General features: G+C 62.1%; 14 protein-coding genes and 1 pseudogene. 6 read left to right on the forward strand and 9 right to left on the reverse strand.

From position 1 onward, the window contains the following. From A5699_RS19900 to A5699_RS19910, 3 genes and pseudogenes are all read right to left on the reverse strand, one after another. Positions 1 to 370, reverse strand: a pseudogene (locus A5699_RS19900) (hypothetical protein); the annotation flags it as partial. Positions 371 to 487: 117 nt separating this feature from the next. Further along, on the reverse strand, positions 488 to 1,024 hold the full coding sequence (locus A5699_RS19905; protein ID WP_231965770.1) for an Ltp family lipoprotein: 537 nt from the start codon (positions 1,022 to 1,024) through the stop codon (positions 488 to 490). Positions 1,025 to 1,163: 139 nt separating this feature from the next. Next, positions 1,164 to 1,520, reverse strand: a complete 357-nt coding sequence (locus A5699_RS19910; protein WP_231965771.1) for a hypothetical protein — start codon at positions 1,518 to 1,520, stop codon at positions 1,164 to 1,166. A 182-nt stretch (positions 1,521 to 1,702) separates the two neighbouring features. On the opposite strand from A5699_RS19910, the gene A5699_RS19915 reads away from it, so the two are divergent. Beyond that, on the forward strand, positions 1,703 to 2,932 hold the full coding sequence (locus tag A5699_RS19915; protein WP_231965772.1) for a DUF6880 family protein: 1,230 nt from the start codon (positions 1,703 to 1,705) through the stop codon (positions 2,930 to 2,932). An 18-nt stretch (positions 2,933 to 2,950) separates the two neighbouring features. Here the strand turns inward: A5699_RS19915 and A5699_RS19920 are convergent, their stop codons facing one another. Together A5699_RS19920 and A5699_RS19925 are read right to left on the reverse strand one after the other, a co-directional pair. After that, a complete protein-coding gene (locus A5699_RS19920) occupies positions 2,951 to 3,340 on the reverse strand; it encodes a type II toxin-antitoxin system VapC family toxin (protein WP_067772727.1) in 390 nt (129 codons plus the stop codon). Next, complete coding sequence (locus A5699_RS19925) at positions 3,340 to 3,594, reverse strand: type II toxin-antitoxin system VapB family antitoxin (protein WP_067772730.1); 255 nt, start codon at positions 3,592 to 3,594, stop codon at positions 3,340 to 3,342. Before A5699_RS19925 ends, A5699_RS19920 begins: the two co-directional genes overlap by 1 nt. A 504-nt stretch (positions 3,595 to 4,098) precedes the next feature. Between A5699_RS19925 and A5699_RS19930 the strand changes: the two genes are divergently transcribed. The 3 genes from A5699_RS19930 to A5699_RS19940 all read left to right on the forward strand — a co-directional run bounded on the left by A5699_RS19930 (position 4,099) and on the right by A5699_RS19940 (position 8,954). Then, on the forward strand, positions 4,099 to 5,436 hold the full coding sequence (locus A5699_RS19930) for a hypothetical protein (RefSeq protein ID WP_067772924.1): 1,338 nt from the start codon (positions 4,099 to 4,101) through the stop codon (positions 5,434 to 5,436). A 75-nt stretch (positions 5,437 to 5,511) separates the two neighbouring features. Further along, positions 5,512 to 7,605: an McrB family protein gene (locus tag A5699_RS19935; protein WP_067772733.1), complete on the forward strand. Its 2,094-nt coding sequence runs from the start codon at positions 5,512 to 5,514 to the stop codon at positions 7,603 to 7,605. Between the two features lie 2 nt (positions 7,606 to 7,607). Then, on the forward strand, positions 7,608 to 8,954 hold the full coding sequence (locus tag A5699_RS19940; protein WP_231965778.1) for an McrC family protein: 1,347 nt from the start codon (positions 7,608 to 7,610) through the stop codon (positions 8,952 to 8,954). A gap of 19 nt (positions 8,955 to 8,973) precedes the next feature. Here the strand turns inward: A5699_RS19940 and A5699_RS19945 are convergent, their stop codons facing one another. Genes A5699_RS19945 through A5699_RS19955 form a run of 3 tightly spaced genes read right to left on the reverse strand, consistent with a single transcriptional unit; the run spans position 8,974 to position 12,719 of the window. After that, positions 8,974 to 9,888: a GIY-YIG nuclease family protein gene (locus tag A5699_RS19945; RefSeq protein ID WP_067772739.1), complete on the reverse strand. Its 915-nt coding sequence runs from the start codon at positions 9,886 to 9,888 to the stop codon at positions 8,974 to 8,976. A gap of 9 nt (positions 9,889 to 9,897) precedes the next feature. Then, positions 9,898 to 10,287: a hypothetical protein gene (locus tag A5699_RS19950; RefSeq protein ID WP_067772742.1), complete on the reverse strand. Its 390-nt coding sequence runs from the start codon at positions 10,285 to 10,287 to the stop codon at positions 9,898 to 9,900. Further along, complete coding sequence (locus A5699_RS19955; protein WP_067772745.1) at positions 10,284 to 12,719, reverse strand: AAA family ATPase; 2,436 nt, start codon at positions 12,717 to 12,719, stop codon at positions 10,284 to 10,286. Before A5699_RS19955 ends, A5699_RS19950 begins: the two co-directional genes overlap by 4 nt. A gap of 184 nt (positions 12,720 to 12,903) precedes the next feature. On the opposite strand from A5699_RS19955, the gene A5699_RS19960 reads away from it, so the two are divergent. Together A5699_RS19960 and A5699_RS19965 are read left to right on the forward strand one after the other, a co-directional pair. After that, the gene (locus A5699_RS19960) at positions 12,904 to 14,946 is read left to right on the forward strand and encodes a RecQ family ATP-dependent DNA helicase (protein ID WP_067772748.1); all 2,043 of its coding nucleotides are present in this window, start codon (positions 12,904 to 12,906) and stop codon (positions 14,944 to 14,946) included. Positions 14,947 to 14,949: 3 nt separating this feature from the next. Then, positions 14,950 to 15,903: a DNA-processing protein DprA gene (locus tag A5699_RS19965; RefSeq protein ID WP_067772751.1), complete on the forward strand. Its 954-nt coding sequence runs from the start codon at positions 14,950 to 14,952 to the stop codon at positions 15,901 to 15,903. A gap of 288 nt (positions 15,904 to 16,191) precedes the next feature. On the opposite strand, the gene A5699_RS19970 is transcribed toward A5699_RS19965, so the two are convergent. Then, entirely contained in the window at positions 16,192 to 16,842 is a 651-nt protein-coding gene (locus tag A5699_RS19970; RefSeq protein WP_231965773.1) for a heme peroxidase, read from the reverse strand. Positions 16,843 to 16,989 lie beyond the last annotated feature (147 nt).

Genomic DNA, 16,989 nt, shown 5'->3' on the forward strand with positions numbered 1-16,989 from the left:
CGCCCAACCAGCCGGCGCGGGCGGCTTCGGATACAGCCACCTGCTTGACGGCGCTGAGCGCGGACTCGACCAGCGCGGCGTTCTGCTTGCCGAGCGTGTCGATGCGCCGTTGCTTTTCCGTGCGGATCTGTTCTTCGCGTTGACGTTTGGTGTCCGCGGCGCGCTTCGCTTGCTCGGCACGCGCCCGCTTCTCCGCCTCATAACTGCGTTGCTCCAGGGCGACGACTATCTTGTAGCCGCCCCAGCTCACCAGAACGATCACCGTGATGACACCGAGGGCGATCCAGACCGGTTTCGGCACCAACGCGATGAGGACGATGACGAAGAAGACCAGTCCGCCCACACCCGAAGAGCCCTTATTGCTGCTCATGACTTACCTCCACAGACGCATTCATGCGATGCCGTCCTGTTGATTTGGTTGGGCCAGAACGGCTCCCGTGGACGCAAGGTCAGCGCTCACGGGAACCGCTTGGTATCACGCCGGCCACTACAGCCCTGCTGCGGTGGCTCCGTAGGCTGCCTGCGCCGGGGTGTACCCCTCGTACTCGAGTTGGTTGATGAGTCCACTACGCGAGAACCCGGAATAGTCCAGGTAGGCCTTGGCAGCCTTCGCGGCTTGCGCATTCCAGTCCACGGTGATGCTGTCGACTGCGAAGGTCGCGTCTGCGGTTGAGAAACCCTCGTATTCCAATTGTTTGATGAGCCCCTGGCGTGAAAAGGCCGTGTAGTCGAGGTAGTCCTTGGCGGTCCGTACCGCATTGCGCTGACTGGCCGTCGAGGCGGGTTCCAACGGGATCATGGGTCCGGAAAGAGCGTGGGTATGCGGCACGCCGTGTGCTTCGATGCTGGTGGCGGCGCCGGTCAGCTGTACCGACGGGGCCGCCACGTCGAGTCCGCCGGCGATGGCGCTGACCGCCCACAGTGCGGCGCCAATGATGGCCAACAGGAGGCCGACGGCGACGCGGCGATTCTTCTTTGTCTTGACTCGCGCGGTGGCGGCGGCCTGCACCTGGTAAGTGATCATCATGTGCTCCATTCATTGTTCGTGGTCGCTCGCACACGCGAGCCGAACAGAATGACAGAGCCCACCGACAAGTACGTTTTCGACGACGCGACATGGTGATTCACCTCCAAGCCGTAGCGCACCGCCCGACTCGGGTACGTCACGGCGCGACGATCCGTTCTAGGAGAGCCGGGCGATCTTGCACCACCACGACATCCGGGAACTGCGCCAGCAATGCACAGACGAACGCCGACCGTACGATCTTCACATCGTTGAGCAGCTCGATGCGGCTGAGACTTCCGTTCTTACACAGCCGTTCCCACGCCACGACGATCATCCAGGCCGGCACCAGCTGGGGGCCAGATTCCTGGGCCTTGGAGCGCTCGGTCTCCACCCACACGCCCGCACGGTCGACCGACGTCATCCAGTTGGTGCGCTTGTTACTCAGCGTCTGGATGGCATCGCTGCGGTCGACCACGTCGGTGATGCGCGCCATCAGGTCGTCGTCGAGCTGCACCGCACTGTTGCGACCACGTTCAGCTTCACGCGCCACTTGTCTTCGTCTCCGATCGTTCGGTCCACTCGCAACCGGTACCGGCTGCGAGGCTCGATCGAGCCGGACAGAATGACAGAGGCCACCGACAAACCTCGGCGTCGTGGCACTTGCGGCCCGGCCGCGGCCGTCACCAAGATGGCTCTGTGACCGCTCTCGCCGACGCCGTTCTCCCCCTGATCCGAACCCGGACTGACCTGCACCGGTGGAATGTCGCCAACGCACACGGCGCACAGATGCATGAGGCCGTCGCGATCCTGCGGCAAGCCGCGAAAGACGGTGATCCCGCCGACGTGTTCGCGGTGACCCAACGCGCGATCGCCTCTGCGTTGAAGGTCATCATGCGGGCCGACGACTCCAGCGGGATCATCGGCGACGCCTGTCGGGACCTTCTGGCACTACACCCAGTTTTGGCTGTCCGGGTACGCCCTGCCGCAACAAAACTCGTCGACTGGATGATGCAGTTCCAGTTCGACAACGAATGCGACTTCTTCACCATCGATCCCGTCGCCTATGCGCCTGCGCTCGGCAGCGAGGGCATGGCCCTCTACCGGGTCAAGCTCAAGGAACGCGAGACAACTCTGGGCCCGCGGCCGCCTGAAGATCAACGATGGTCGTCGCCGCATTCCATCGAGTGGTTCAGCCTCGACTGGAATGCGCGGCGTCTGGCTGTGCTCGATCGGGATGTCGACGCCATCATCCGGACCCACGCCCGAGACCGACGTGTCGCCGCGTGGTTTCAGGAAACCGCGGTGGCGCTCATGGAAATCGGGGAGGTCGATACCGCCATCGGCTGGGCACAGCAGGCTACGGAGTTTGATGACGGTCATCAGTCTCGGTGGGCCGCTGACTACTGGTGTGAACTCCTTGCCGAGCATCGGCCCGCTGAACTGCTGGATGCGCGGGTCAGGATATTCCGCCGCTGGCCGTCGTCGACTACGGCGGGCGCTCTTTACCGGGACGCGCCCGACGTCTGGCCGGACCACCAGAACGAGGTGATGGAGCTACTCACCGCCCACCCGCGCGACGCGGTGTTGTTCGCCCAAAATTCTCTCAAAGATGTTGAGCTGGCGTGGAATCTGGCCCACAGCCTCGGCCTGAACGACGCCCGCACCTGGAGTGACCTCGTGAAGGTGTACGAGAAGCGAGATCCCCTCGCCGTGCTGCCCGTCTACACCGACCTTGTCGAGGGCGAGCTGGGCGCAGCCGACGCGAAGAACTACCGCAGCGCCGCGCGCCGGCTCAAGAAGATGCGCACGCTGGCGGCCGGGTCGAGTGAATCCCCGGCGGTCGACGAGTTCATCGCCGACCTGCGCGACAGATACCGGCGTCGCCCTCGGCTGCAACAGGAGTTCGACCGAGCTGGGCTGCCCTGACATCGTCGCACCGGGATTTTATTGGGCGGCAACGATATCGGTCTGACCAAAGTCATTGCCTTTGAACAACAATGGCTGGCCACTGATCTTGGCGAGGGCGTAGGAGAAACAATCGCCGTAATTCAGTCCCGCGCGGTGACGGCCCTTGCCGTATCGCCGGTAAGCGACGCGGGCCGCCTCGGCTTGGTCGGCGTCGACTGCGACAAGTTCCACCGATGCTCGGTGCAGCCACAAGTCCAACTCGCGGCCGCCGGCTTCACCGAAGCGGCTCTCGATCACGTTGGCAGCCTCCAAGTATGACGCGGTGGACATCATCCGTACCGGATCGTCCGCCACGCATGCCTCCAAATGCTCGGCACCCGATTCATCGGTCAGCATGGCCACCAGGGCTGAGGTGTCGATCACCATCAGGATGGCAGCCCACGGTCGTCATAGCCCAGGACTTCCTCCGCAGAGCGGTCATCGAGGACCGGAAGTGCTGCGCACCTGCTGCGGATGGCGGCGAGTTCGTCGCGCAACGGGACCACGCCGAGGCGTCCGGTGTGCCGCGCCAGTCGTTCACGCAGCGCCACCACAACCGCCTCGGTCAGCGTCTCCCCGGTCCGTGCGGCGAGTTCCCGGGCGAGCCGATCAGCTTCGGGGTCTTTGATGCTGAGAGCCATATCTGGATTATAGACAGTTATCAGGATTCTAGACAGAACGTCTCGGTGTGACCGCGCGGCTCAGACCTGACGTAGCTGCAGGACATCTACGTGATGTGCACCTTGCGCATGCCGGGATGCCGAGGCAAGGACCTTCGGCGCTGGTTCGACGACAAGGTGTTGCCCACCTTTGCCCGCCGGATGTTGCCTTTTGATCTGGTCGCCGCCCGCATCCTGGCCGCTTCCCGTGTGCCGGAGCACGCTCCCTATGACGCTTCGAACCACTCGGTGTCCGCTGGGTCGGACCCGTGGACCGATCGCGACGCGATCCACACAGCCACTCCGTTGATGAGGCCCTGTGTAGCCAGTTTGAGGCCCACCTCAGGCGCGGCCCGTCACCACCTCCTTCTTGATAACTCTCGCCCCGCGGTTTGCACGCCGCCCGATCAGATTCGGGTTCTCAGTGTCTCCCGTCGCGGGTATCTGTTCACCTAGACTGCGCGAGCAAAAGCAGAGGGGATGCAGATGGCAAGCGATCTTGAACCGACGAGACCGACGCCTGTCGACGACGCTTCCGACGAAATCGCTGCGGTTGTTCCTCAGGATGGCGAGGTCGCCGTTTCCGTCCAGCCGGAGGGACTACTGGTTGCGGGTGATCCGTCGGAGATTGAGGCCTACGTCGACCGCATCCGCAAAGTCTCGGGCCATGCCATCGATGTGATCGGCGTGGACAAGGCTTCCGTCGGTAACGCCGCCGGCCTCGCAGCTGGGGCGGCAGCGTTTCTCGGCCAGTCCGCGAAGTTCGTCCAGCTGCATCCCGAGAGCGTCAAGGCAATCCAGAAGGGCGACCTGATCCCTGGAACAGACGGCTTTTACCGGATGATGACCCGCGGTGCGGACAAGAAGTTCGTCAGCCAGCTGCAGTGGAAGCAGGCCAACCTCACGCCGACGCGGATGATGTCGCTGCAGATGGTGGCGGTGCAGATGGCATTGAAGACCGCGATCGCCGAAGTCGAGGCCTCCGTCGAACGCGTCGAAGGCAAGGTTGAGGAAGTGCTACGCCTCGCCCACGCCAACCGGTCCGGTGATGTTCTCGGCGACCGGGTCACCATCGATCGGATGGCGAGCTACCTCGACAGACACGGATCCTTCTCCGACGCCGACTGGGATTCCATCGCCAGCATCGGACCGGCACTCAACCGCACCGTGGAGCAGTTGCGCCATCATGCCGACCGGACGTTGCGCAGCTTCGATGCGTCCAAGCCCATTCAGGAGCGGGCGGATTTCATCGTCAAGGCGGTAGAGAGCAATCAGCTCGGTGAAACGCTGAGTCTGTTGGTGGTGTCCCAGGAGTCACTGTTCAAGTGGCAGCGGTTGCGGCTGGCCCGGGTCGAAGCCACTCAGCCCGAGCACGTGCAGCAGGTTCTCGACGATGCGCGCGATCTGCTTGCGAGGCAGCTCGTCGAGGACGATGCACTGTTCCAACGGGCCCGCGAGATCCTGGAGGCGGTCGCCAAGACCGAAGCGATCGACGGCTTCCGTTTCTGGTCGGTGCAAGGCCTGCAGCGCAGCCTGCCGACACTGCGCGAAGACCTCGACCGGTTCGGCAAAGCTCGGCGTGCACATCTACAAGATTGGCAAGAGTTCAGTGCGCCGAGCCCTCGGGACGCCGCCAACGCGGCGGTGGAACGCGTGACCGAAACCGCCACTGCCGCTCTTGGAGTCGCCAGTGACACCGCGACTTTGGCGCTCGGTGCCGCGAGCGAAGGCATCGACAAGATCGGCGGATTCCTGGGGCGAGCGCGGGAGAAAAGCAAGGTATGGCGGCGGGAAAAGTCGGACGAGGCGGGCGAGTCAACCTAGACAGCGGCCTCTCTGCAAGCCATCGGGATCGGCGGCTGTCAGTTGTGTTGTCCCTCATGAGAACGGCGGATTGATATGGTCGATGACCACACCCGACACGACATCCTCGAGGCGCTCAAGTCGTGGGATCGAGCTGCAGCGGCAACGAAGCTCGCCAAGTCTGAGCAACTGCGCAACCAGTTCGCCGAACGGTTTCCCAGAACCGCCTGGGAGGAACTCTCCCTGGCGGATTACGCGCTCGGACAAAACAATCAGGACGTCGTTTCCTACTGGATGGAGTTCAAGGACGGTCTGATCCCGAGTATGAAGGGCGGCTCGGCGTTCAAGCACCTGATCTACCGGACCACCACGGGGTCATGGTATTTCCCGAAAGAGTACGAGTCAGTCGAGCAGGCATGGGAAGCCGTTCGGGCCGGGTTCGTACAGATGCTGAATCTCGCCGCCGAAGGCCGGTTCGATGACGCCGACGATGTCAAGGCTCTCTACGCCGCCCCGGCCCTGCGGGCCAAGCTGCTGTGCATGTACTACCCGTCGGACCTCATCACGGTGTCATCGAAGGACCACATCGACCACTACCTGCGGGCATTGGGCGAGAAGCCTGCCTCCTCGGTGCTCCGCGCCAATCGACAGCTGCTCAACGCGTTGCGGTCCATCACGGAACTCGCTGACTTGTCCAATCAGGAACTCGGAATCTTCCTGTACCACTGGCACAATCCGCGCCCTTCACAGCGAGTGGTGAAGATCGCCCCCGGCGAACAGGGAAAGTACTGGCAGGACTGCGTCGACAATGGCTTCATCTGCGTCGGCTGGGATGACGTCGGCGATCTCGCACAGTTCAGCACCAAGGACGAGTTCCGTGACGTTTTCCGGGAGCACTACCCCTACAACGGCGTCGAGCAGCAAGTCAGCCGGAAAGCCAACGAACTCTGGACGCTGAGGGAACTTCAGCCCGGCGACACCGTCATCGCCAACCGTGGCACGGAGTACCTGCTCGGCGTCGGGACCGTTAACGACGTCGGTTACGTGTGGCATCCCGAGCGCGCGGAATACAAGCACACCGTAGGCATCGAATGGGACACCGCGGCGGCCGGGCCCATTGAGCAAGTAGACGCGTGGAGGGTGACGACCGTCTCGAAGGTGTCGGCCGAGTTGCAACGGAAACTCCTGGGACGGGGTCCGGCTCCCAAACCCGTTGAAGCCGACGCGAAGCTGCTCGAACTGGAAGCTGCGCTGCGTCGGCGCGGTCAGGTGATCCTGTACGGACCCCCAGGAACGGGAAAGACCCACATTGCCCGTCGGGCCGCGGCCTGGTTACTCGATGGCGGAAGCACGAACGCACAGGCCAACGGACTGCTCGCCGACACCGATGCGCTCACCCGCCGTGAACAAGCCTTGGCTGAGCCGACCGGTCCCGGCAAGGCTGCCCGGCTAACCCGAATCACCTTCCATCCGTCTTATGCCTACGAAGATTTCGTCGAGGGCTTCCGCCCTCAGCAGTCCGACGACGGCGCCATGCAGCTCGTCTTGACCGACGGTATCTTCAAACGAGTCTGTGCAACTGCCCACAACGATCCGACCAACAGCTACATCGTTTTGATCGACGAGATCAACCGCGGCAACATCCCCAAGATTTTCGGGGAACTGATCACGCTCATCGAGAAGGACAAGCGGGGCCTGACAGTTCAACTGCCGCAAAGCAATGACAGCTTCTCGGTACCCCCAAATGTACTCATCATCGGTACCATGAACACCGCTGACCGCAGCATTCACCTGCTCGATACCGCACTGCGCAGACGCTTTCAGTTCATCGAATTGCTTCCAGACCTCGAACTTCTCGAAGGGGCTTCGGTGGGCGCCCTGGCACTCGATGCGTTCCTGGGCGGCCTCAACGAGGAGATCCGCAAACGCTTTGGTCGCGAGAAGCAGATCGGCCATGCGTTGTTCTACCAGAATGGTGAAATCGTCGACTCCCCAGAGGACTTCGCCGCCATCATCCGCTATGAACTGATACCACTCCTCCAGGAGTACTTTTACGAGGACTACCAAGCCCTGGGCCACCTTCTGGGCGGAGTGATCGATACCCAGGCCCAGCAGATCGCTGAGCTCGCCAACGATCCGGAAGGGTTGTGCGTCGATCTGGCGAACAAATACGGCAGTGCCTCCGCGTGACGATGCGCCGTACCGTCGAGCTCGCCGAATACCAAAAAGAATGTGTGCCCGCGGACAAGCCGACCCTGGCCGATCTGAAACTGGCCGAAAAGCTTTCGGCCGGAGGCGCCGTCGATGCGCGGTTGGACGTGCGCTGGCTGGCCGATGGGAACGTAGAAATCAACGCGACCTCCTGGGTCGGTGCGGTGCGATTCAGCGCTTTGGAGATCCGTGTTGTCCCCAAGTTGGTCGGTGGGTCGTTACGCGTCCTGCGGATGGTCGAGTACGCCAACGGGATACGGCTGCTGTCACACCTTCCATCCGATCAGCGTCTGCCCGCCGACGGCACCGACCTGTTTCAGTTGATCGTCATGGCCTTGGTCCAGGAAACCAGAGAGCTGATCCGAGACGGGCTCATCCGTGACTATCGGCGCACCGATGATTCCCTCACGGTACTGCGTGGCCGTCTACGGATGCGCGATCAGTTCCTGCGCCGGTACGGCAGCCTGCACAGGTTGGAGTGCCAATATGACGAGTACGACGGCGACATACCGGAGAATCAGCTACTTGCGGCGGCATTTTCCGCAGCAGCCACGCGCGTGGCCGACGACAAGCTCAGGACCGACACCCGCGGGCTCGCCGCAGTTCTGGCCGCAACATGCGAGCCCCCCACACTTGACCCCGAGTGGTACCCGCGCCGAATTCACTATGACCGCCGCAATTCCCGGTACCGACCTGCCCATGAGCTCGCCATCATGGTGTTGGAAGGACTGGCTCTTGATGACCTGCACAACAGCGGCAACAACGGTGTCACCGCCTTCATGCTCGACATGAACGCTATCTTCGAACGATTCGTCACCCGCCTCGTCTCAGAAGCGCTGGCCGGGACAACGCTGGGGGTGAGTGCTCAGCAGAGCTACGGCGCCGTCGTCGTCGACGAGAGCACCGGGCGCACCTACAGCACCATCCGACCCGACCTCGTCATCGTCGACACCGAGTCAGGACGAAAGATCCCTGTCGATATCAAGTACAAGCTCTACGAGGACAAGCGATTCGGCACCGGCGACATCTACCAGCTCTTCACCTACGCCTACGCTCTCGGCGAGTCCGATTCGACGCGCAACGCCGGCGTCCTCTATGCCGCGACAACTTCCGTGACCGGGCCCGCGCTGCGCATTAAGCCCCAGACCGGGGTATCGGGGGCTCACATCCGGGGAGCCGGGCTCGACGTCGCCGGCATCGTAGACCGATTGGATGTCGCCTCTTGCGAATCAGTGTTGCGAACTGTACGCAACATCATCCACCACGTCGTTGGGCTGGCGGGTGTCAACTGGCAAGCCCGCGGGCCGGCCTACGGAGATCAATCGTAGCTAGCGCCGCACCGCGGGCCTACTGCACGGATCCGTGATGACGCGATCCGGTTGCGGATTCCAGCGCAAGCTGTTCGAGTTCAGCGATAGATTGGCCGCGGTCGTTGCGCCAAGAGATACGACCATTGTTTGTACCGCCGACAAGCAATCCCCCAGCAGCAGAAGGGCTGGCGAAGAGGTGATCCCGCAGAAAGACCAACTCCTGACCTTCATGCTTAATAATTCCTTCCGCCCGGAGGCTATCCCGCTGATTCCCAAGGCTGGGCGGCGCCGATGGACGGAGTACAGATCGGCCTTTAGATCCTGCGAGCACCAACAGGCCTTCAGAAGTCTGGTAACCCTTTGCGTCACAGCCGGATTCTTTGAAGTACAGCTCTTCTGAAGCCTCTGCGGAGTCAGATGAATCTCCCGTAGAGCTGGCGACTGACGGCTTGATGGCCTCCAGAACCGGGGCCCCGAGAGTCGCGAGCAACACCGCGATGGTTTCAATGAACTCTTGACAGTCCGCTTCTAGCGGTTCCGGTGTGAAGGGATTGGAGGCTCTGTTCCCGTTCACCAACGTGTAGCGTCCGGCCGTCTTTCCCCGGTTCAGCGACAGCCATTCCAGATAGGCCACATGCGTCGAGGTCCATTCGTTGGTCAGCGACACCGCCACCATCGCCCTGGTCCAGAAGTCCTTGGAGGTGGTGTGCTGCTGAAGCCGGACTCCCACGTTTCCCGATTGACCGACGTAGCATTGCGGTGTCTCGTCCTCGTTCGAGCCGAATAGGTAGTACACACCGACCTGTGTGGATTCCGAACGCTCCAAGAACTGAGCCAAAAGCGAGCGTGGTACGTCAAACACGCGCACGGTACGTGTGGTCAGACTCGCGACCCGGATACCCGCTGGATCGCCCGATGGCAGATAGATCTGGATTGTCTGCGCTCGCGCCATGTGAAACCCTCAGTCCTTCAATATCGGTCCGGCCGGTTCCGGTCCGGAGCCAGTGCAAGCGTCCCTGACAAGCCGGACCAGGTAGCGGACCTCGGTCACTGACGGCTGCAGCTCGTACGCGTGGTGGTGCACGGCACGGCTCAGTCCGTTCCATGCAGTTTTGGCCTGCTCCCCCAGCTCGTTTCCGTGAAGTGCTCCCAGCGCGACGAGCTTCGAACTCGTGGTTGGCGGCCTGTCGGTCTCGGCTTGGGTCGCCCAGGGAGCACTCATCTCGTCCAGCCAGTCCTCGAACGCACATCGGGCAAGAAGTGCTGCGGTCCTCGGACCGCGGACACCAAGCCTCACCGTGCCATCAAGCACCTGCTCGGCATACGACAGCAGCTCCACACGATCGGTCATGACGCCAGTTTCGCCAAGTCGCCAACTGCCAGCCGGGTCGAGTTCACCGCATCCTTGTAGTCAGCCACACCTTTGTGTGCGCCGCTGGCGGCGACCCACAACGCCTCACGCCGTGCCGATCCGCCGGACAGCCATCTATCCACGGCGGCTTTGTCTTCCGGGTTCACCGCCAAGGCGATCCGGGCCTTCGTCAATGTTGCTGATTCCCAGGCCTGTTCGACCACGGAATGTGGCACACCGCGCGCCAGCTGACGCGCGCAGAAGACGTCCCATGCGGTGGACTCCAGGGCGTCGCGGCATAGGACCGGAACTGCGGCCTTCTTGACCGCCTCGGGTACGGCATCGTCGGCCGCGATCGCATACGCGTCTTTCAGCATCCTCGTCGCGGGCCGGCTCGCTTCTGCCACTGCGACCACCGAATTCGCACCACGATTCACCTCGACGATGTGCGCCTCTACCCGCGATCGCCGGATGGCTGCCGGCAATCGGTCATCGTGCGTGAACACGATGACCTGCCTGTTAGTCGCCAATTGAGTGAGGACCTGCAGGAAGCCATCGATCTTTGAGGGGTCCATCGCTTGGATGGGGTCGTCGAGCACCATGAAACGAAACGGGCTGGCTGGCGACGTCGCGCGAGGAATGAAGACGGCCAATGCCAAAGCTTGGAGCTCACCCTGGCTCATCACGCCGAAGGCTTCGGTATCCGACCCGTCCACATCCGCCTTGAGCACAACGCGGCGGGTGGTTTTCTGCCCCGCAAGCTCAATCCCACCTAGCTCGACGTTACTTTCCTGCCGCAGCGTCGCCCAAATCTGTCGGGCTTGCTCGGCAAGCGGTTCGATGCGCTGGCTACGCAGCTGAGCGGCGTTGTCCAGCAACCATTTCAGCGCTTCGGATGCCACTGCCAAGGTTGATGCGACCGCGTCGGCTCGCTCTGCCTTACCAAGCCATTCCGCGAGCTCTACAGCGACCGGCATCCAGGCATCTTCCTGCGCTGCGATCAACTCAGCCGCCTGCTCCTGCAGCACCGAATACGCGTCACGGAGTGAGGGCAGCTTCTGCTGAACATGATCGGCCAGCGCATGCGCACCGTCACCAGGCAGCGCCACGAAGGCTTGGTATGCGGCCAGGGCTGTAGGCAGATGTGACAGCGACACATCCGACTCCGGCGGCAACTGAACGCTATTCGCAAGGTCGACGAGCGCAGAGCGGGCCTGCTTGGTCGCGGCTCGAGCCGATGACAATGCCTGCGCCGACTGCTGAGCTCCCGCAAGTGCCGATCGTGCAGCGACGGCCCATTCTGCGGTCAGGTCACCGCCACCGCAGACCGGGCACTTCTGGTCGCCATGGTTGGCATGAAACTCGAGGCTGACCTCCAGCAGCCGGACACGGTCGGCAGTAAGCACGTCAGCGCGACCGACCTCTTCTTGCTCAGCATCGGCCGCCGATCGCAGCACCTGGCAGGCTAGCGCGACGTCTTGTTCGTCAGGAACTGTCAGGTTCTGTGCGCAACTCCATGCCGACGGCATGGCTGAGGTCGTCCTATCGCTTATTAGCGGCCTGACCGCATTCAGATCGGGCCGACGCTTTTTCAGCTGCGCCAAGGCTTTTGCCGCGCGCGGGTCACCATGCGCCTCTAACTTGGGGCGAAGGGCATCGCGCGCACTTTTTTGAGCGGCCGACGGCTGCTTCAGCTGCTTGACCTCTTTTTCGAGGCGGGCCATGGCATCAGTCAGCTGCTCCAGGCCCAGGAGCTTATGCAGTTGGTCGTAGAAGTCGCTTGAACGGCCCTCGAGAATGCCGCCGAGTTCATCGTAGCTGAGTAGGGGCCGGTACATCTCCAGCGCACCGGTCCACCCGAGTACGGCGGTGTCTTCGCGCTTCTTTCCGTCCCGCTGCACCCAAGTTTTGAGATTCTCAACCTCGACCTCACCAGACGGCCAATCCACACCGATCACCGTTGCGCCCGATCCTTCTTCAGCCAGTTTCACGCGGATCTGAGCGGGTTCACCGGCGTGCAGGTTCCGCCAGTTCTGCGACCACACCGCGGTCTTGTTTTTCCAGCGCGAATTCGTGCCGGTCAACGCGAGCTCCAGCCCCTCAGCGAGGGTCGACTTTCCCGACCCATTGCGGCCCGCAACCACGACCAGTCCCGGGCCTGGGCGGAAGGGAAGAGTGACGACCGGCCCTATTCCACGGAAGCCTTGCACGGTGATGGAGTGCAGGTAGGCGCCTACCGGTTCGCCGTCCTGTCTTGCCTCTGCGGTCAGCGACTGCACCAGCTCTACCGACGTGGCGTCATCACTGAGCACCTCGCCAAGTTCGTCAGGACTTTCCATCGCGGCGAGCACCACGAGCTTGGCCTGCTCACTCAGTTTCTCGTCGGCATCTGCCAATGACAACACGAAATTTTTCAAGCGGTCGTCAGCCATGTCCCCACTTTCGCACGGCACTTTGCCCCCGTGTCGTTGCAGTTTGTTCGCGTTACATATCGTGCATGGAATGTTATCCGTCACCTCCGTCAATTGATGAAGAGCCCGAACCGGCAATACTTGTCTGACGCCGCATTTACACTCACAACCGCCATCACCGAACATCTCGATAGGGGCGCTGAGCATGCGTTTCAAGGACGAAGCACTGGTAGTCCTACGGCGCGCGCTGGGCCCATCGGCAGCCTTTCGTGACGGCCAGTTTGAGGCGATTCAAGCCCTGGTCACGGACCGCCGCCGTCTTCTCGTTGTACAACGCACCGGTTGGGGTAAGAGTGCGGTGTATTTCGTCGCCACTCGTCTCCTTCGCGACAGAGGCGCAGGTGTCACCATCATCGTGTCTCCTCTGCTTGCGCTGATGAGAGATCAGATCGAGGCCGCGACGCGGCTGAATCTCCATGCCGTCACGATCAACAGCGAGAACCGGGACGATTGGTCGCAGATCGAGGACCAGTTGCTCAGCGGGGCAGTGGACCTGCTGTTGGTCTCGCCGGAGCGGTTCAACAACAACGACTTCAGAGAACGGCTACTCGGCCCGCTCACCAGCACCGCGGGGCTATTGGTAATTGACGAAGCACATTGTATTAGCGACTGGGGTCACGACTTTCGTCCCGACTACCGGCGCATGGTCCGGGTCCTTGAACTCATGGCACCCGGTGTCCCGGTTCTGTGCACAACGGCGACAGCGAACGATCGAGTCATCGACGACATTAGCCACCAGTTGGGCGCGGAGCTCACCGTGATCCGCGGCAGTCTCGACCGGGAGAGCTTGTCGCTGCACGCGGTAGAAATCCCATTGACGGTGGAACGGCTCGCGTGGTTGGCCAAGTGGATTCCGCGAATGGAGGGCTCCGGCATTGTCTACTGCTTGACCGTCGCCGACACTTTGAGAGTCGCAGACTGGTTGATGGAGAATGGTATTGCCGCGGCGGCGTATTCCGGGGAGACCGACGCCTTACTCCGACGTGACATTGAGCAGCAGCTTAAGTCGAACCGAGTCAAAGTCGTGGCCGCGACCTCGGCGCTCGGTATGGGCTTCGACAAGCCCGATCTTTCCTTCGTCATCCACTTTCAGTCCCCCGATTCACCTGTGGCCTACTACCAGCAGGTAGGACGCGCCGGCCGTGCAGTCGACGACGCTGAGGTTGTGTTGCTATGGGGAGAGCGCGACGAGGATATCTGGCAGTACTTCTTGGAAACCGGGCTTCCCATGCAGTGGCATGCAGAGGAAGTCGTCTCGTACCTCGAGAGCGTTGCGGATTGGGTAAAAGTTCAGGACATCGAGAGCAACGTGAACATGCCCAATGCACGAATCACCGGCCTACTAAAGGTACTGGACGTTGAAGGGGCAGTGGAGAAGGAACACTCCAGATACCGTCGCACCCTACGTAATTGGTCATTCGACACCGAGCGGATCGATCGCGTCAGGGCGGCCCGACTGAACGAGCAACAAGCCATGCGCGACTATGCAACTTCCGCGGAGTGCCGAATGAAGTTCATCCGCACAGCTCTCGACGACGCCGACGCAGGCCAATGCGGTCGTTGCGACAACTGCGCGGGAAACCGATACGACTCAGCGCTTGAATCCACCGCGGTCGCGCGTGCCCTCACTTTCATGAGGAAGCGCCCTATCACCATCGACCCGCGCAAGAGGTGGGCTGGTCCGCGCTCCGGGACCATCGCCAATCAACTCGAAGCTGGCCGAGCCCTGTGCTATCTCTCCGACCCCGGCTGGGGTGACCAATTGCTGGATGCTAAACGCCAGCACAGCCTGTTGAGTAACGACCTCGTCCTCGCTGCGTCGAAACTCGTGAACGAATGGCTTCCCGACTTCGACGGCGCCATCGCCTACGTGCCCAGTCTGGATCCCGAACGCGAACTTGTAGCCGACTTTGCCACGCGCCTGGCGGAGCTGCTCGGGGTGCAGCTATCTGATTGCATCGTCAAGAAACGTCACAACGAGCCACAAAAGCTGATGGAGAACAGCGCCCAGCAGATCTTCAATGTCGAAGGTGTTTTCGAGATACGCCAACCAGTGCCGCCTGGCCCAGTCTTGCTCATCGATGATGTGGTCGACTCCAGGTGGACAATGACGGTATTGGGCGATCTGTTGATAAGGGCAGGAACCGGTCCGGTGTACCCGTTCGCCGTGGCCAAGATCAAAGGATGACATTTGCTTGACACCTACGACCTCGCGGCGCTGGCGCTGACCAGCCGCCTGGCCGACTCTATCGTCAAGCCGCTGTCCGGTCGAGAGTTCTGGCAGGTCACCCGGGATACCAGCGCGGCCGAGCTACGCAGTATGACATCCACTGAGATCGCCACCAAACTGGTGATCGCCACCGAGAAAGCCGACCGGATAGCCGCCCTCTTCGACCGCGCGGCCAGCATTGCGCTGGCCCTCGAGAAGCTCGAGCATTCCGGGGTTTGGACCATCACTGCCGCAGGGAAACGGTACCCAGAGCGCTTGCGTGCACGGTTGGGAGACGCCGCACCCGTAACCCTGCATGGGGTAGGCGACGCGGCGCTGCTCAACACCGATGGGGTCGGGGTGGTGGGTTCACGCAACGTCACCGAAGTCGGCGCTCAAGTGGCACGCGATATCGCTCATGCCGCGGTGAAAGCCGGATTGCCGGTCGTCTCTGGTGCCGCTCGCGGGGTTGACCGCGATGCGATGAACGGAGCGTTCGAAGTGGGTGGTCAGGTCATCGGCGTCCTCGCAGACGCTTTGCAGAAGTCTGTGACTCGCCCCGGTACCCGGCGCGGTATCGCTGACGGCAATATCTGCCTCATTACGCCTTATGCACCCACTGCGCCGTTCTCCGTCGGTAATGCGATGGGCCGCAACAAAATTGTCTACGCGCTGTCGTGCTGCACCGTGGTTATCGCAAGCGAGCGAGAGGCAGGCGGTACGTGGGCAGGTGCAACAGAAGCCCTAAAACATCACTACGGCCGAGTCGCGGCGTGGACTGGAGGGGGAAGCACACCCGGCAACAATGCTCTTGTTCAGCATGGGGCGGTTGAGTTAACAGGCATTGAGCGCCTCGGCGACCTGTTGCGCCACGCCGCTACAGAACCAGTGTCCACGGAGGAAGATTTGGGAGAGCAGCTGACCCTGCGCTTTTAGGGTCCAGAGGTGGCCCGGGCCAGTCAGGTCGCGTGACCGATCTGTCCCCGCTCGTGCAGCAATCCCTCGGAGCCGGTCATGCTGTGCATCTTCGCGGCTCAGCGGGAAGTGCACGATCATCCGCTCGACCCGGCATCCTCCGCTGATCCTCGCTCGACGCGTCGAGCCACGCGATAAGGGCTGTCATCGCGTATCGCGGTCGTGGTTGTCCATCTCATCGGCTTCTTCGAGGACGGGTTGCTGCTCGTCATCGGGATCGAAGGACACCGGCCGGCCCGATTCCTTGCGCTAAATGGCGTGATCGAGATCGGTTGCAGGCACAGCCATCTGCTGCGCCACCTCACGGACAAGGGACGCAGCGGTCTCCGGTGATAGCTCGACGCCGTGGAGCGCCCGACTGACAAATCGGGTAACCATCCGGTCGGCCTTGACACCCGGGACACCGGCGAGCATGAGCGCGTAATTCCAGGTGATGCCGGACGACTGCGCTTCCACGTTCGTCCACAGCTTCTTGGTTGCCAGTCGCCGGGCCTCGTTGCCGAGTTCCAGGGCGCCGCGGGCTCGCAGGTCATCGGTGGTGCGGACACCGTCGTCGTGAAGATTGCGCGCAACCTCTTGGATGACGGCAGCTTTCAACGAGGCACCTTTGCGGGTGGAGGCCGGCTTCAGGTTGCCGATCTCGCGTGCCCAGCCGTCGACACCACCACAGGTGTCGAACGTGGCGAGCAGTTCCCCGGTCCCGTCGATCGTCGCCGCATCGCCTCGATGGCGGCGGTAGCGACCGACGACGTTCCGAACGCTGGCATAGTGGGAGCCAGTCGACTGGATCGAATCGATGATGCACAAGGCCAGCCCGTCGTGATAACCCTCAGGCCGAAACCAGTGTTCGGAGTTGCCCAACACTTCACACGCCGTCAACAGCCGATCAACATCGTCCACGCGCCCCACTCCTTAGCTCTGAACACGGCGAGTGACCGCGCTCACTGAAATTCCCCACTGACGCTCATCGAAATTCCCCACCTGTGTGGCTCCGCCGAGAAGGGCGGGCCTCCCTCGATGCTGCTGGTGTCTGACGCCAGTAGCTCC

Origin of the sequence: Mycobacterium sp. E802 (assembly GCF_001666875.1) — a bacterium.
GTDB lineage: Bacteria > Actinomycetota > Actinomycetes > Mycobacteriales > Mycobacteriaceae > Mycobacterium.

What these genes read in the sequence shown, in the direction of transcription:
- A5699_RS19925 (WP_067772730.1), bottom strand. Translation starts at nt 3,594, where the DNA reads ATGGCTCTCAGCATCAAAGACCCCGAAGCTGATCGGCTCGCCCGGGAA.
- A5699_RS19920 (WP_067772727.1), bottom strand. Translation starts at nt 3,340, where the DNA reads ATGGTGATCGACACCTCAGCCCTGGTGGCCATGCTGACCGATGAATCG.
- A5699_RS19935 (WP_067772733.1), top strand. Translation starts at nt 5,512, where the DNA reads ATGGTCGATGACCACACCCGACACGACATCCTCGAGGCGCTCAAGTCG.
- A5699_RS19945 (WP_067772739.1), bottom strand. Translation starts at nt 9,888, where the DNA reads ATGGCGCGAGCGCAGACAATCCAGATCTATCTGCCATCGGGCGATCCA.
- A5699_RS19940 (WP_231965778.1), top strand. Translation starts at nt 7,608, where the DNA reads ATGCGCCGTACCGTCGAGCTCGCCGAATACCAAAAAGAATGTGTGCCC.
- A5699_RS19930 (WP_067772924.1), top strand. Translation starts at nt 4,099, where the DNA reads ATGGCAAGCGATCTTGAACCGACGAGACCGACGCCTGTCGACGACGCT.
- A5699_RS19905 (WP_231965770.1), bottom strand. Translation starts at nt 1,024, where the DNA reads ATGATCACTTACCAGGTGCAGGCCGCCGCCACCGCGCGAGTCAAGACA.
- A5699_RS19955 (WP_067772745.1), bottom strand. Translation starts at nt 12,719, where the DNA reads ATGGCTGACGACCGCTTGAAAAATTTCGTGTTGTCATTGGCAGATGCC.
- A5699_RS19950 (WP_067772742.1), bottom strand. Translation starts at nt 10,287, where the DNA reads ATGACCGATCGTGTGGAGCTGCTGTCGTATGCCGAGCAGGTGCTTGAT.
- A5699_RS19960 (WP_067772748.1), top strand. Translation starts at nt 12,904, where the DNA reads ATGCGTTTCAAGGACGAAGCACTGGTAGTCCTACGGCGCGCGCTGGGC.